The 13,060-nt window shown below is 68.4% G+C and carries 14 protein-coding genes; 12 read left to right on the top strand and 2 right to left on the bottom strand.

The annotated features are described in order from the left end of the window. Nucleotides 1–104 precede the first annotated feature (104 nt). Nucleotides 105–485 (top strand): response regulator transcription factor, encoded by a 381-nt coding sequence (locus E8A74_RS00355; RefSeq protein ID WP_136926860.1) that lies wholly within the window; start codon nt 105–107, stop codon nt 483–485. A 6-nt stretch (nt 486–491) separates the two neighbouring features. Here the strand turns inward: E8A74_RS00355 and E8A74_RS00360 are convergent, their stop codons facing one another. Continuing rightward, the gene (locus E8A74_RS00360) at nt 492–1,103 is read right to left on the bottom strand and encodes a response regulator transcription factor (RefSeq protein WP_136926861.1); all 612 of its coding nucleotides are present in this window, start codon (nt 1,101–1,103) and stop codon (nt 492–494) included. A gap of 255 nt (nt 1,104–1,358) precedes the next feature. Here E8A74_RS00360 and E8A74_RS00365 point away from each other — a divergent pair, with 255 nt between their 5' ends. Further along, entirely contained in the window at nt 1,359–2,027 is a 669-nt protein-coding gene (locus E8A74_RS00365) for a hypothetical protein (RefSeq protein ID WP_232379297.1), read from the top strand. Continuing rightward, on the top strand, nt 2,020–3,141 hold the full coding sequence (proB, locus tag E8A74_RS00370; RefSeq protein WP_136926862.1) for a glutamate 5-kinase: 1,122 nt from the start codon (nt 2,020–2,022) through the stop codon (nt 3,139–3,141). Before E8A74_RS00365 ends, proB begins: the two co-directional genes overlap by 8 nt. A gap of 58 nt (nt 3,142–3,199) precedes the next feature. On the opposite strand, the gene E8A74_RS00375 is transcribed toward proB, so the two are convergent. Then, a complete protein-coding gene (locus tag E8A74_RS00375) occupies nt 3,200–3,706 on the bottom strand; it encodes a hypothetical protein (protein WP_136926863.1) in 507 nt (168 codons plus the stop codon). A gap of 577 nt (nt 3,707–4,283) precedes the next feature. On the opposite strand from E8A74_RS00375, the gene E8A74_RS00380 reads away from it, so the two are divergent. The 9 genes from E8A74_RS00380 (at nt 4,284) to E8A74_RS00420 (ending at nt 13,017) form a co-directional block, all read left to right on the top strand. Next, nucleotides 4,284–5,648, top strand: coding sequence for a neprosin family prolyl endopeptidase (locus E8A74_RS00380; protein ID WP_136926864.1), 1,365 nt, complete (start codon nt 4,284–4,286; stop codon nt 5,646–5,648). Between the two features lie 791 nt (nt 5,649–6,439). Beyond that, on the top strand, nt 6,440–6,907 hold the full coding sequence (locus tag E8A74_RS00385) for a hypothetical protein (RefSeq protein ID WP_136926865.1): 468 nt from the start codon (nt 6,440–6,442) through the stop codon (nt 6,905–6,907). A gap of 484 nt (nt 6,908–7,391) precedes the next feature. Further along, complete coding sequence (locus tag E8A74_RS00390) at nt 7,392–8,246, top strand: hypothetical protein (protein WP_136926866.1); 855 nt, start codon at nt 7,392–7,394, stop codon at nt 8,244–8,246. A gap of 20 nt (nt 8,247–8,266) precedes the next feature. Beyond that, nucleotides 8,267–9,031: a hypothetical protein gene (locus E8A74_RS00395; protein ID WP_170228758.1), complete on the top strand. Its 765-nt coding sequence runs from the start codon at nt 8,267–8,269 to the stop codon at nt 9,029–9,031. 76 nt (nt 9,032–9,107) lie between these two features. After that, nucleotides 9,108–9,650, top strand: coding sequence for a hypothetical protein (locus tag E8A74_RS00400; RefSeq protein ID WP_136926868.1), 543 nt, complete (start codon nt 9,108–9,110; stop codon nt 9,648–9,650). Between the two features lie 144 nt (nt 9,651–9,794). Next, nucleotides 9,795–10,706, top strand: coding sequence for a trypsin-like serine peptidase (locus tag E8A74_RS00405; protein ID WP_136926869.1), 912 nt, complete (start codon nt 9,795–9,797; stop codon nt 10,704–10,706). Between the two features lie 75 nt (nt 10,707–10,781). Next, nucleotides 10,782–11,420, top strand: a complete 639-nt coding sequence (lepB, locus tag E8A74_RS00410) for a signal peptidase I (RefSeq protein WP_136926870.1) — start codon at nt 10,782–10,784, stop codon at nt 11,418–11,420. Nucleotides 11,421–11,497: 77 nt separating this feature from the next. Beyond that, complete coding sequence (locus E8A74_RS00415; protein ID WP_136926871.1) at nt 11,498–12,616, top strand: FHA domain-containing protein; 1,119 nt, start codon at nt 11,498–11,500, stop codon at nt 12,614–12,616. A gap of 11 nt (nt 12,617–12,627) precedes the next feature. After that, entirely contained in the window at nt 12,628–13,017 is a 390-nt protein-coding gene (locus E8A74_RS00420; protein WP_136926872.1) for a hypothetical protein, read from the top strand. Nucleotides 13,018–13,060 lie beyond the last annotated feature (43 nt).

Below are 13,060 nucleotides of genomic sequence, written 5' to 3' on the forward strand. Positions count from 1 at the left end.
TTGGTGGGGTGGAGCGGCAGCGGCGGATCGCCTAGCCTGCACCAGGTGGTGGCCTCGCACGCACAGCCCGTGCTGGCGTTCGCACCCTCGAACGTGAGGAAGACGTGCGCGCGTCGGCCCGCGAACTGATCGCCGTCGTCGACGACGATCCCGGAATCCTGAGGTCGCTCAGCAGCCTGTTGAGGTCCGCCGGCTTCCGCGTCGCGACGTTCGGGAGCGCCGAAGCCTTCCTCGCGAGCGCGGACCGAGGCGAGGCTCAATGCCTGATCCTCGACCTGGAAATGGACGGAATGGGCGGGCTCGCGCTCTTGGCGCAGCTCGGAAAGCCACTGACGATTCCGACGGTCGTGCTCACGGCGCGGCAGAACGAAGAGCTGCGCACCCGCGCCCTCGACGCCGGGGCGCACGCCTTCCTGCTGAAGCCGCCCGTGGCGGCCGTGCTCTTCGACACGATCGCCGAGGCGATCACGCGCGCCACGCCCTAGCGGCATTCAGCGCCCCAGCCGGGCGGCCATGCGCACGAGCTCGGCCAGGGACCCCGCCTTCATCTTGCGCATCACGTGACCCCGCTGCTCCTTGACCGTGAACTCCGCGGTGCCGAACTCCGCCGCGATCTGCTTGTTGAGCTGTCCGTCGACGACACGCGCCATCACTTCGCGCTCCCGTGGCGTGAGCGCTTCGTATCGCGCACGTAACTCCAAGAGCTCCTGCCGACGGGCGCGTGCTTGCTTGTCCCGTTCGAGGGCGGCGGCGACCGCGGCCGCGAGCTCGTCCGCGACGAAGGGCTTGGTCAGAAAATCGTCGGCGCCCGCCTTGAGGGCTCGCACCGTGGTCGGAATGTCCCCCCGTCCCGTGAGGAAGACGATGGGGAGCGCTCGATCCTGCGCCAGGAGCTGACGCTGAAGCTCGAGCCCATCGATGCCGGGGAGTTGCAGGTCCAGGAGCAGGCAGGATGCCCGATCCTCCAGCTTGGCCCTGAGAAACTGGTCCGCGTCTTCGAAGAGGGTGACGCGGTACCCGAGCGAACGGAGCAACGTGGAGAGCCCCGCGCGGACGCTCGCGTCGTCGTCGACGACGTAGACCGTCGCGTCGTCTCGACTCACGTGCCACCGCCGCGGTCGCCCTGGTGGCGCATGGGATCCCCGGGAACGTCAGCTTTCCCGAGGCGCGCTCCCCGTCGCGGGACGAACATCATGCCCCGAGACCGTACCGCGACGACGTGACGTCGTCCATTTTCGGTCGTCCATGATCCATTCGTGATCGTCCAAATCAAGGAAGACGGTCGCCAGGCGATCTCGCCACGCGCAGCGCGCGGCAGGGCTTGCCCCGACGCCTCACGCTCGGTACGGTCGGCTCCCATGACGACCCCCGCCCCTGCCGTGCGCCCTCAGAGCCAGAGCACCGTCGCGGTCCCCGTGGCGACGCCCGCGCCGTCCGGCCGCCTCGCCGTGCTCTCCGCGGCGGCCATGGGCGCGCTCGCCATCCCGCTGCCCATCCTCCCGGACCGCATCGTCACGCGCCTGCGCGGCGCCCTCGCCCATGACACGGCCACGCGCCACGGCATCAGCCTCACCTCGGATGCCCGCGCGCTGCTCGCCAGCGTCGAAAGCGAACAGAACGCCGGCCGCGCCATCGCGCGCAGGGCCGCCGAGGTCATCGGCTTCGCCATCCTGAAGCGTGGCCTCGGCCCGCTCGGCGCGATCACGAACGTCGCCCGCGCCCTCGAAGTGTTCGCCTTTGGCCACCTCTTCGACCGCTACGTCACGCAGGTGCGCCGCTCCGGCGCCGTCCGCATCCACGCCGAGGAGGCCCGCAAGATCCGCGAGACCATCGATCGCGCCTTCCTGCACGCCTTCTCCCCGATGCTCCGCCCGACCCCGATCACCTTGCCGGACACCGTCGAGGATCTGCGCGACGAGTTCACCCGCTGGATGGACTCCGCCATCCTCACGGGCGCCTCGCTGCCGAGTTACGTCGAGCGGCGCCTCGAGGCCGCCTTCGACGAGGTCGTGAGCCACGATGGTTGAGCGCGAGGCGGTCTCCTCGTCCCACCCGCGCGCCGTCCTCGGAAAAACCCGGCGCGCCATCCTCAAGATCGGCTCGAAGAGCCTCACCGGCGACGCCTGGGACCGCCTGGCCCAGGACGTCGCCGCCTACCGTGGCCAGCGCGCCGGGCGCGGCGGCGGGCGCAGCGTCGTCATCGTGTCGAGCGGCGCGATCGCCCACGGCATCCAGAAACTCGGCTTGAAGAGCCGCCCCAAGGACATCGCCTGGCTCCAGGCCGCGGCCGCCGCCGGCCAGAGCATCCTGATGCAGCGCTACGAAGAGGCCTTCGACAAGGTCGGCATCCCCGTCGCCCAGGTCCTGCTGACCCACGCCGATCTCGCCGACCGCGCCCGGACGAACAACGCGCGCGGCGCCCTCGGCGCGCTCCTCGAAGCCGGGTGCGTCCCGATCATCAACGAAAACGACGCCGTCGCCGTCGAGGAGATCAAGTTCGGCGACAACGACCAGCTCGCCAGCATGGTCGCGCCGCTCGTCGACGCCGACCTCTTGCTCCTGCTCTCCGACGTCGAGGGCTTGCTCGACGCCGACGGCCGTCGCGTCCCGATCGTCCGCAGCATCGCCGCCGAGGCGCGCCCGCTCGCGGGCGGCTCGACCTCGGGTGTCGGCACGGGCGGCATGACGAGCAAGGTCGAGGCGGCGCGCCGGGCGACGCTCGCCGGGGCGCACGTCGTCATCGCGCACGCCCGCGAACCGGGCATCCTCGGCCGCGTCGTCGCGGGCGAGGACGTCGGCACCTTTTTCCCGGCCGTCCACCAGCGCCTCGGCGCCCGCAAGCACTGGATCGCCTACACCTTGCGGCCGCGTGGCGTGATCCTCGTCGATCGGGGCGCCGCCGAGGCCATTTGCGCCAAGAACCGCAGCATCCTCGCGGTGGGCGTGCTCGGCGTCCGCGGCATGTTCCAGCCGGGAGACGCCGTCTCCGTCGTCGACCCGGACGGCCGGGAGATCGCGCGTGGCCTCTGCCGCCTCTCGCAGTCCGACGCGGCGCGCGTGGCGGGGCAGAAGCGCGAGGAGGAAGGGGAGGAGATCGTGGTGATCCATCGGGACGACCTGGTCGTGCTTCCGATGGAGTGAGGGGAGGTTCAGGCAGGAGGGAGAGGGGAGGGGGGCGGGGTCGTCGAGCGGCCGAGCGTCAGCCCTGGGCCTTCGCGTCTGCGTCCTCGGCAGCGTCCGCCTTGGCGCTCTTCGTCCGCGTCTTGACGCCCTTCTTCGCGATGGCCGACCGGTAGGTCCGCGTCTTCTCGTATTTCGCGAGCAGGTGTTTATCGTTCGTCGTCTTCGCGCGGCGCTCGATCGAATCGGCGAACGCGTTCACCTGCCGCTGCCTTTTGTCGTCCTCGAGCGCCCGCGTCTCTTCCATCATTTCGACGAGCTTCTTCAGGGCGGGCAAATGCGCGTCGATCATCCCGACGCGGTGGTTCGACTCCTGGAAGGCCTCGATATCGGATTTCGTGATGCCGGCTTTGTCGCCGAGGAGGGCCTGGTTCGTGAGGATCTCGGAGACGACCTCGGGGAAACCTTCTTGTTCCGAGCACATCCCCAACCGGGCGCGCGGCGGCAGATCGACGAGGAAGGGCGCGAACGCGGTGCAATCATGGACGAGCGTGTCGAGCGCGACAGGCTCCAAGGGATTCGGCATGATGGGATCTCCTCCCCGAAACCGGGGGGAACGGGTGCATTGCAACTCCACGCGCAACGGCGCGAGCAAGGTGTGGACGATGTGCACGGCGGATTTATTCGTAGGGGGAAGGGGCAGGATCCTGCTCGCGGGGAGGGGGAGGCCGCGGGCGGGGTCGGCGAGGTTGCCCGCGGCGTTCTGGGGGCCGCGCGCGATGTTCCGGGGGCCGCGGGCGGGGTCTGGGAGGTCGTGCGCGGCGTTCCGGGTGCCGCGGGCGGGGTCGATCGATGTCGCGGGCAGGGTCTACAATGCCGTACGCGGCTTCCGCGAGGCCGCGGGCGGGGTTTGGGAGGCCGCGGGCAGGGTTTGGGAGGCTGCGGGCGGGGTTTGGGAGGCCGTCGGCGGCTTGCATGCTGCCGCGTGCAAGCTTCACGAAGCCGCGGGCAGGGTGGTGCGATGCTGCCCGCGGCTTCGCCGAAGCCGAGGGCGGCCTCCTCGATGCCGCCCTCGGACCACGTGTGTCAGAGACGCTGCCCCGCCCAAGCCTTCCGAGCCAGTGGTGTTGATCCCCACGCCGTTACCCACGTATTCTCGGAAGATGCGAAGTACCCAGCTCTTGGAGGCGGTTTCGATTGTCCTGATCACGCACCTCCTCAGCGGGTGCGTGATTCGCTTCGGTCCCCTCGACGAGGAGGGGAACGAGGAGCGCCCCACGCTGCCGACGCCGAAGCCGCCGGGGGGCGGCACGCCTGCGCCGAGCGAGGACGAGCCCGTGCTCGACGACGCCGCGAAAGCGCGACAAGCCGAGGTCGAGGGGTACATCTTGGAGGTGATCTACCAGGGCGCCAGCATCGTTGATTCCTACGAGCTCCCGTCGGGCGATATCGTCGATTTCCTCGACCGGAGCATGCTCCCGGACCTTCCGTACGAGCCACCGGTGTTGCCGTTCTCGCCGGAGGAGCTGACGCTGCCGCCGGGCGTGGAGCTCGGCGTGAGCGAGCTGGAGCAGGTCCCTGAGCTTTGGGCCCTCGCAGAGACGGCCACGCCCATGACCCGGCCGAGCTTCTGGCCCTACGTCCTCGGCGAGACCGACGCCACCTCGCTCCTGGACTACCTCGACCGCTACCAACTGGGCGGGGCGCCCGCCGGCAGTGAGCACATCCACGCCGGGGTCTCCGTCGACGTCCCGAACCGCGGCGTGGGCGGCTTCATGAACCAGTTTCGTCCGGACGTGCAGCCGGGCAGCTTCAGCCTCATCGAGTTCGCCGTCGGCTGCCCGGCCGAGGGCCCGCTGCAGGAGGTGGTCGGCGTGGTCATCTCCATCGACAAGGTGAACGGCTTTGGCAAGAACAATACGACGCTCACGGACAACCACGCGCGGCTGCACGTCGAGTATGCCGTAACGAACCCGAGCACCGGGAAACTCGAGTACACGTGGGACCACAAGGATGGTAATTTCGTTCCAAACAAGTTGCCCCATCTTCATTATCCCGGGGAAAACGTGGAGGTCTCGGAGATCGGCGGGAAGCAGGTCGAGCATCTCCTCGCCATCTACCAGGATCTGTTCGGCAACTGGTGGATCGCATACCAGGGGCACATCCTGGGGCATTATCCGGCGAAATTGTTCAAGTCGCTCAACAGCGAGGCGTGCCGCGCGGACTGGTACGGCGAAGTCGCCCGGTTCAAGCCGAAGACGCCCATGGCCTGGCCCGCGACGGAGATGGGCAGCGGGAAGTTCCCCAATATCAACGATACGTCGAACACGGCCTACGTGCGTAATCCTGTATTCTTGAGTTCGTACGTGGCCATCGAGCCTGCGGAGAACATGGTGATCCGCCCGTTGACGAAGAAGCCGCTTTGCTACGATCACTCGGACTTCAACGACGGCAGCATCCTTGGAGATCGTCTCTTCTATCTCGGAGGCCCTGGAACCAAGAACAATCCGGCGTGCGTGTTGCCATGAACACGATGAACGTTTTGCACGTCGCGGGGCTCTGCCTGTTTGGCCTCGCTTGCAGCTCACCCAGCAGTGACGCGCCCGCGGGCGGGCGCGTCGAGCATCCTGCGCAACCCACACCCTCCGCAATCAGCTCGGCAGCGGCCATCCCGCCGCCCGACGTCTTCACCCCGCTCGATCATGCGATCGCGAGCGAGCGTCGCTCCTACGCCCCCGATGGGATCAGCCCGCCCTTTTTTCCCCGCGCTTGGTCGCAGAACGTGCCACAGCGTGATTGCACGAAGGATGACGAGTGCGGCGACGGGTTCTGTGATCGCGGGCGGTGTGCCGCCATCTGGACGTATTATGAGCGGTACGGGCAGCGATGTATCGACGGGCGGACGGCGCCTGGCGCGAATCCCAGGAGGGTCCGGTGTGATGGGGTGTGCCTGGACGGCCGTTGCCGGTCCTGCCTCTCGGACGAGGAGTGCGTCGAGGACCTCGGCTCTCCGAACGGCCGATGCGCGCCAAACCAAGTTGCCGACCGTAGTCGAGGTCGCGTATGCGTTCGACAGGCCGAACCGATGAGCCATCCCGTTCCTTCACCGCAACAAGCCTCTCCAGACGCCCCGAGCGGCGGCCCGTCGAGCACTCCGTCGAACACGCCTCCGTCACCGTAGGAAGGCCGGGGTCACACCGTGGCTGCCGATCAACCAAGAAGAGGAGCTATGCAGCGGCCTACTTGGGGAGACACGGTTCGGATCAAGAGCAACGCTCCGCACGAGATGCTTCCCGGGCGTCTGGCGGCCGTTTGCGGCATGCGGGAGGTCGAAAACGGCGATCAAGCCAAGCCGTTCGGCTGCGCGATCGGGACGACTCTCTATCTCCTTGAATTCGGGGACGGACACTCGATCGAGATCCCGGAGCACTTGGTGGAGGTTGCCAACGAGCAATGTTCTTTTCTTGTGTGTGGAACGACTGCCCCCCAGCGTGTCCCCGCCCGGCCGGCAGCAAGCGTTGGTCAACAGCAAGTGAGAAGCTGGGCAATGAGTTCATCCACAGAGTCTCTCTACCTTCGGGACCTCGGCGGGCTGCTCAAAGAGATGGCACTCCGAGCGAAGAAGGAGGCTCTCTCGGCCTCCGAAGCAGACCGTGGCTTTGCTCTCGGGCGTCTCATGGCGATGCACGAGGTGGTCTCGCTCATGCAGCAGCATGCAGATGCCTTTGGGCTCGACGTGAAGGACATCGACCTCGAAGAGATCAGCCCCGAGCAAGACCTTGTTTAGGTAAGCGGCCAGGAAGAGCCGGTATCGACGACGTGGTCGACGCGGCTGGTTTCCACTTCGGGCTTCCGTCCGAATGACAACTTCGGTTACAGTGCTGGGACTTTTTTCGAAGTCCTGGCCGATGTCCTCTTTCCGTCAACATCTCCTGTGGTTCCCGGCGGCTTGGCTCGTGGTGCTCGCGGCGCCGGGGGTGGCTGCGCAGGGCACCCCGACGTCGCCGACGCCTTCTCCAAACACGCCGACGCCTTCGGGAGCATCGGGCGCACAACCTCCACCGACCGGTTCGACGCCACCACCGACCGGTTCGACGCCACCGCCGACCGAGTCGACGCCACCGCCGACCGAGTCGACGCCGCCGCCGACCGAGCCGACGCCACCGCCGACCGAGTCAACGCCATCACCGACCGAGCCGACGCCACCGCCGCCCCCACCCGCGCCCATCGCCCCCAAGCCCACGCCCGCCCCGGAGCTGACGAAGTTCCAGGTGCAGTCACACGCCTACAGCGGCTTTCGGTGGCCGGGGTACACCGTGGGGGCCAGCATCCGCGGCGGCGGCGGTATGTTCGGCTCTTCCCTCGGCCAGGGCAATCCGCTCGTCACCGGGTACCGCTTCGTCGAGCGGGGCGGCTTCATCTCCGGCTTCGTGGTCGGCGGCATCTTTTATCTGCTCGGCGCCACCGCGGCGAGCATGCCGGACTCCACCAGCGTCTCGACCTCGTCCTATCTGCGCACGAACAACCGCGGCGAAACCGAGCGGGTCACCACCACCACGTACACCGCGACCTCCAGCAGGAGCGCCGCAGAACGCGAGGCCGCCCTCGAGGCCGCCGGGGAGGGCGCCAAGGGCCTCATCGCCTATCGCCAGCAATCCTTCGAGCTCGACGTCTTCACCCGCAAGTGGTTCGGCTCGGACCTCGGCGACGCCCGCGGGTATCGAATGAACTTCCTCTTCACCGTCTACACGGGGAAACGATTCATCCTCGAGGGCGGGTTCGGCTTCGGCGACGTCAGCGCGATCGTCCCCGGCAAGGACATCCTCGTCGAGGAGAAGTACGTCGGGATCCCGGTCCGCTTCATCGTCCCCTGGGGCCCGTTCTACGCCCAGGCGGCGGTCGACCTGAACTTCCGCGGGCTCGACTTCGGCCTGCTCGCGGACGACGAGATCGAGACGCGCGAGGTGGACGGGCGCCGCATGCGCGTGGACCCGGTAAGGCCGATTCCGCTCACGATCTCGGTGAATGCGATGCTCTGGCGGCTGCACCTCTCGGTGGGCGTGGAGACGGCGCGGCCGTGGACGGGCCAGTTCGGGTATGTCGCCACGGCGGGGGCGAGGTTTTAGCCATGGTCTTGTGCACACGAATGCCCCGCCCGCTCGCCGCCTCGTTGTTCGTCTTCGCCGCGCTCGCCCTCGCGCCCGGCGTGGCCCGGGCCGACGATTGGAGCCCGCGGGACGAGTCCTCCTCGGACGACGTCTTGCAGAGCTACGGCCTCGGCACGAACCACTTCGGCAGCGTGGCGATCGTCTACACGCCGCGCTCCGTGTTCGATTTCGAGGAGAACGAGCAGGACCCGCCGATCGCCGGCACGGGTGCTCTCACGATCGCGGCGTGTATCCTCCCGCTGCCCACGCTCTTCGGGGGCATGGGCGGCATGGAGGGGGACATCACGATCGGGTTCCCGCTCTTCAAATCGTACTTCGGCGGCTTCGGCGCGAACCTGGGCCTCGTCGTGCAGCCGATTTCGTTCCGCCACCTGCGCGCGAGCCTCGCGGTCGGCGGCGGCTTCAACGCCCACGGGTATGGGTACTTGAAGCCGCGCATCGCCTTCACGATCGTGCCGCACTACATCGACGCCGAGGCGACGTACCGCTGGATCCCGGAGACCGCGAGCAACGTCTTCGGCGGCCGGACGGATGGCCTCGAAGACGAGGGCTTCGGCGAGCACAAGTTCCGGGCGTCGTTGTTCGTGTCCTTCCGCCAGAGGAAAGACCGCGACGACTTCAGCGTCCCCGGCGTGCACCTCTTCTTCGAGTACACCCGCGTCTCGGGCGACACGGAGGAGCTCGCGCGCGTCAGCATTCGCGCCGGCGATTTCATGAGCTTCGGGCTCGGCGCGGCCCTCTGACCCAGGCAGCCCCGGACACGCGTCCGGATTGTTCGAAACGCGGGAACCCTCTCGCCCGAGCGCTGTCGGTTGGACCATGCGCTCGGGCCTCCTCTTCATGAACGGCATCCTCCTCGCAGGCATCGCTTTCGCCCTGGGCATCGGCCCCGGGACCCACGAAAAGCGCCTCCTGGCCGCCGACACCATCCAGGCCTCCGAGACCCCCGTCGACATGGCCGCCCTCGAATCGGCCGCCGCGCTCTCGCCCACCGTCGACTCCGTCGTGGCCCTCGCCTCGGCGTACGTCGACCGTGGCCAGCCCGGCCTCGCGAGCGCCGTCATCGACAAGGCCCCCCGCGCCCTTCAGCTCGATCCCCGCGTCGCCGACGTCGCGGCCCGCGCCCTTTTCCACCGCGGGCAGGCGCGGAAGGCCCTCGCGGCCGTCGAGGGCGCGCTCGACGCCTGCGACACCGACGCGGTCGCGTGCAGCTCCTGGCAGGTCGCGAAGGCCCGCCGCCAGGCCGCGTTTCTCCATGAAGTCGTGGCCGCGGGCGTCGAGGACCCCAGGACGGATCCCGCCGCCGTCCGGGCTGCGTACGAGCGTTCGACGCAGAAGGTCGGTCTTGTCGCGATGCGTTGAAGCCGCCCGGGGGCGCGTCCGTCACGTGACGTAAGACGCACCCAAGGAAAATCGGGCGGCGTTGTCGGATGCCCCATCGGCGCCGCCATGTCACGATTCTTTTTCTGGTTCGTCTCAGGAAGCGATGACTGGAACCCACCGACGATGCGTACGCGGGAGGCCATCGCCAGCGTGCTGAATCGACGCGAGCCCCGCTCCTCCCCGCCTTCCTCCCTCGGCGCCCGCCTTTCGAGTGGCCTGCCTTGGGCGACCGTCTTCGTCTCCACCTCCCTCCTCGTCGGCTGCGGCCAGCCCACCAAGCGCCCGATCGCGACCCCCGCGTCGCACGGTCAGGCCGAGGAGCGCCCCTTCATCTTCCAGCCGCCCGTGGACCTCGACATCGAGAACAAGGTCAACGCGGTCGTGCGGATCGTGGGGGACGTGACGTGCACGGGCACGCTCATCGCGGAGGACCTCGTGCTCACGGCGCACCACTGCGTCTCGGAGCGCGACGCCGACGGGACGGTGCATAACCGCGACAAGGATCCGGAGAGCCTCACCATCGAGCTCGGCGGCGACGACCTGCCCTGGGGCGAGGTGAAAGTGCGCGCGATCGTGAGCCCGGATTGCGGTTACGTGTCAGGCGAAGGCGACATCGCGATCCTCGTCCTCTCGCGGAAGCTCGTCGGCGTGCCCACGCTGAGCCCGCGCATCGAGGAGGCGCCCACGCAAAACGAGTCGATTTACCCGATCGGGTTTGGAAGGTGCGCGCTCTCGCGTGGGCCGATCCATCGCATCGAGCGCGTGGGCGGGCCGATCGGCAAGGTGCGCAGCGGCGATTTCATCGCGGTCGCCTCGGTTTGCCCCGGCGATTCGGGCGGACCGGCCTACAGCGCGAACCGGCAAGACGTGGTCGGCGTGGTCTCGGCCTCCGTGATGGATGGCGACGACGCGACGGCGGCGCCCTCGATCTTCGTGCGGCTCGACGCGTGGCGTGAGCTCTTCAGCGCCGCCAAGGAAATCGCGAACGGGACGAGCCCGAGCGAGCTGCCGCCCTTCCGAAGCTGCCAGCGCTGAGCGGCGCGCGCGGCGCAGCCCGCCCCGCCGGATGCTCGCCCGCCCGGCCGCACCTGCGATACGATCTGCGCTCCGATGCAGAAATTCGGCAAAGCGCTCGGCTACACCGTCCTCGCCCTCGTGGTGGTCTTCGGGCTCCTCAGGGTGCTGCTCTTCAAGACCTGGGCCGTGCCGACGACGCTCCGTCTCTCGGCGTCGGTCGCGCCGACGCTCGACGGCGGGGACTTCGTGCTCCTCTTGACCCGAGGCACGCCGGGCTTCGGGGATCTCGTCCGTTGCAAGGACCCCGAGGATCCGACCCAGTACGTGGTCGGCCGCATCATCGGCGTCGAGGGCGACAAGATCGAGATCACCGCGCGGAGCGTCGAGGTCAACGGCAAGCGCTACAACACCGTCCAGGCGTGCCCGGCGCGCAAGTACCAAACGCTGCACCCGAACACCGAGGCCGAGGTCGAGCTCGAGTGTGGCGTCGTGGAGATGGGCGGGGGGTGGCATTACCGCGGGCAGACGAAGTCCAAGACGAGCCCCTCGACCTTCAAGGCCGAGGTGGGCGAGGGCATGGTCTATCTGCTCAGCGACAACATCGACCTCTACGACGATTCCCGCGAGTTCGGTACGCTGGAGCGCGCCACGTGCAAGGAGCGCGTGGTCTTCCGGTTCGTCGGCAAGAACGGCTGGGGCGACGCGGACGCCCGGATGACGGTGATCCGATGACACGCTCGTTCGGATCCTTGTTTGCTTGACCCTCCTCTCGATCGCCGTTTAGAACCGGGTGTCCCCGAGGAACGACGTTGGGCAACGAGCAGCACGAGATAGGCATCGTTTGCGGTCAGTGCGACACGTGGAGCCCCATGGGCGCCGCGAGCTGCACGGCGTGCGACAACGATCTGGCCCTGTTCGGGAGCCGGCAATCCGTCCTGCCGACGCCGCTGCCGCCGGCGCCCGTGCGTCCGGCCGTGTCGGCCCGTCCCGCGACGACGCCTGCGCCGCCGCTGCATCGCCCCGCGACGCCGCTGCCCGCCGCAGCGACCTCCGTGGGACCTCGCCGCGTCCCCGCGGCGGGCGCCGTTCCCGCGCAAAAAACCCCAGCACGAAGCGAGTTCGCGGACCTATCGCAGGAGGAGCTCATGGAGCAAGCCCGTAACTACGTCTGCCGTTCCTGCTCGAGCGGCGTCCCCTCGGGCCACAAGTTCTGCGGGAGGTGCGGGACTGCCGTTCCGCTCGAGATCATGAACGCGCAGACGCTCTTCTTCGGGGACATGCAGAACCCGGCGAAGGCGAAGCTCATCCTGATCCGCGGCGAAGGCATGGACGGCCTGAGCTTCCACCTCAAGGCCGAGCAGCACATCGTCGGCCGCAACGGTCAGCTCGTCTTCCCCGACGATCCGTTCGTCTCTCCGAAACACGCGAACTTCTTCTACCGAGACGGCAAGCTCGTCGTGCGCGACGAGGGCTCGCTGAACGGCGTCTACATCCGCGTGCGCGGCACCGTCGACATCGTCCCGAGCGACACGTTCCTCGCCGGCGAGCAGCTCTTCCGCCTCGATTCGAGCCCCAAGCCCTCCGACGGGCAGGACCCGGACGGCACGTACTTTTATTCGTCGCCGAAGCATCCGAGCCCCTTCCGGCTCACGCAGATCCTCCAGGGCGGCGCGGTCGGCATGACGGTGTGCGCGCGGGGTTCGTCGCTGCAGATCGGGCGCGAAGGCGGCGACCTGAACTTCCCGGGCGACCTCTACATGTCGGGCTCGCACTGCCGGATCGAGGAGAGCAGCGGGCGCTTCTCGCTGACCGATCTGAACAGCCGCAACGGCACGTACGTGCGCATCAAGAGCGAGCGCGAGCTCGGGCACGGCGACTACCTCTTCATCGGCCGCAAGCTCTTGCGCGTCGAGCTGAACACGAACTAGGCGGATCCCTCGTGACCACAAAGCCCCATCGGCCGCTCTGCTTCGCCGACGCCACAGGCGGCGCGCTCGCGGCTCTCGGCGCCGCGGTGGCGCGCGCGCTCGGTCATACAGACGCGGTGGCCGCGACCTCCGGCGAGGTCTCGCCGCTGCCCGCCGAGGTGCCGGCGGTGCTCGCGGAGATCGGCCTGGAAACACCGTCGATCCTGAAGCTCGACGAGGCGCTCGTGAACCCGCACGCCGTCGTGTGGCTCGCGGAGGGAGCAGCGCCGGTGGCGGACGCGCGGACGCTCGCGTGCAAGCTCGCGCCGGCGGACGCGGGCGAGCTCGAACGGATGGCGACGGCGCGGATCGTGCGGGATCGGATCGAGCGGATGCTCGAGCTCGAGCAAGCGACGGGCTGAACGACGCCTTCACCGCCAGCCCCTCTCCCTCGCGGGAGAGGGG

This window comes from Polyangium fumosum, from assembly GCF_005144585.1.
Classification (GTDB): domain Bacteria; phylum Myxococcota_A; class Polyangia; order Polyangiales; family Polyangiaceae; genus Polyangium; species Polyangium fumosum.

Bases quoted from the DNA above. Each gene is read 5' to 3' on its own strand.
- E8A74_RS00375 (WP_136926863.1), bottom strand. From the start codon at position 3,706: ATGCCGAATCCCTTGGAGCCTGTCGCGCTCGACACGCTCGTCCATGAT.
- E8A74_RS00405 (WP_136926869.1), top strand. From the start codon at position 9,795: ATGCGTACGCGGGAGGCCATCGCCAGCGTGCTGAATCGACGCGAGCCC.
- E8A74_RS00365 (WP_232379297.1), top strand. From the start codon at position 1,359: ATGACGACCCCCGCCCCTGCCGTGCGCCCTCAGAGCCAGAGCACCGTC.
- lepB (WP_136926870.1), top strand. From the start codon at position 10,782: ATGCAGAAATTCGGCAAAGCGCTCGGCTACACCGTCCTCGCCCTCGTG.
- E8A74_RS00380 (WP_136926864.1), top strand. From the start codon at position 4,284: ATGCGAAGTACCCAGCTCTTGGAGGCGGTTTCGATTGTCCTGATCACG.
- E8A74_RS00400 (WP_136926868.1), top strand. From the start codon at position 9,108: ATGCGCTCGGGCCTCCTCTTCATGAACGGCATCCTCCTCGCAGGCATC.
- proB (WP_136926862.1), top strand. From the start codon at position 2,020: ATGGTTGAGCGCGAGGCGGTCTCCTCGTCCCACCCGCGCGCCGTCCTC.
- E8A74_RS00395 (WP_170228758.1), top strand. From the start codon at position 8,267: ATGCCCCGCCCGCTCGCCGCCTCGTTGTTCGTCTTCGCCGCGCTCGCC.
- E8A74_RS00385 (WP_136926865.1), top strand. From the start codon at position 6,440: ATGCGGGAGGTCGAAAACGGCGATCAAGCCAAGCCGTTCGGCTGCGCG.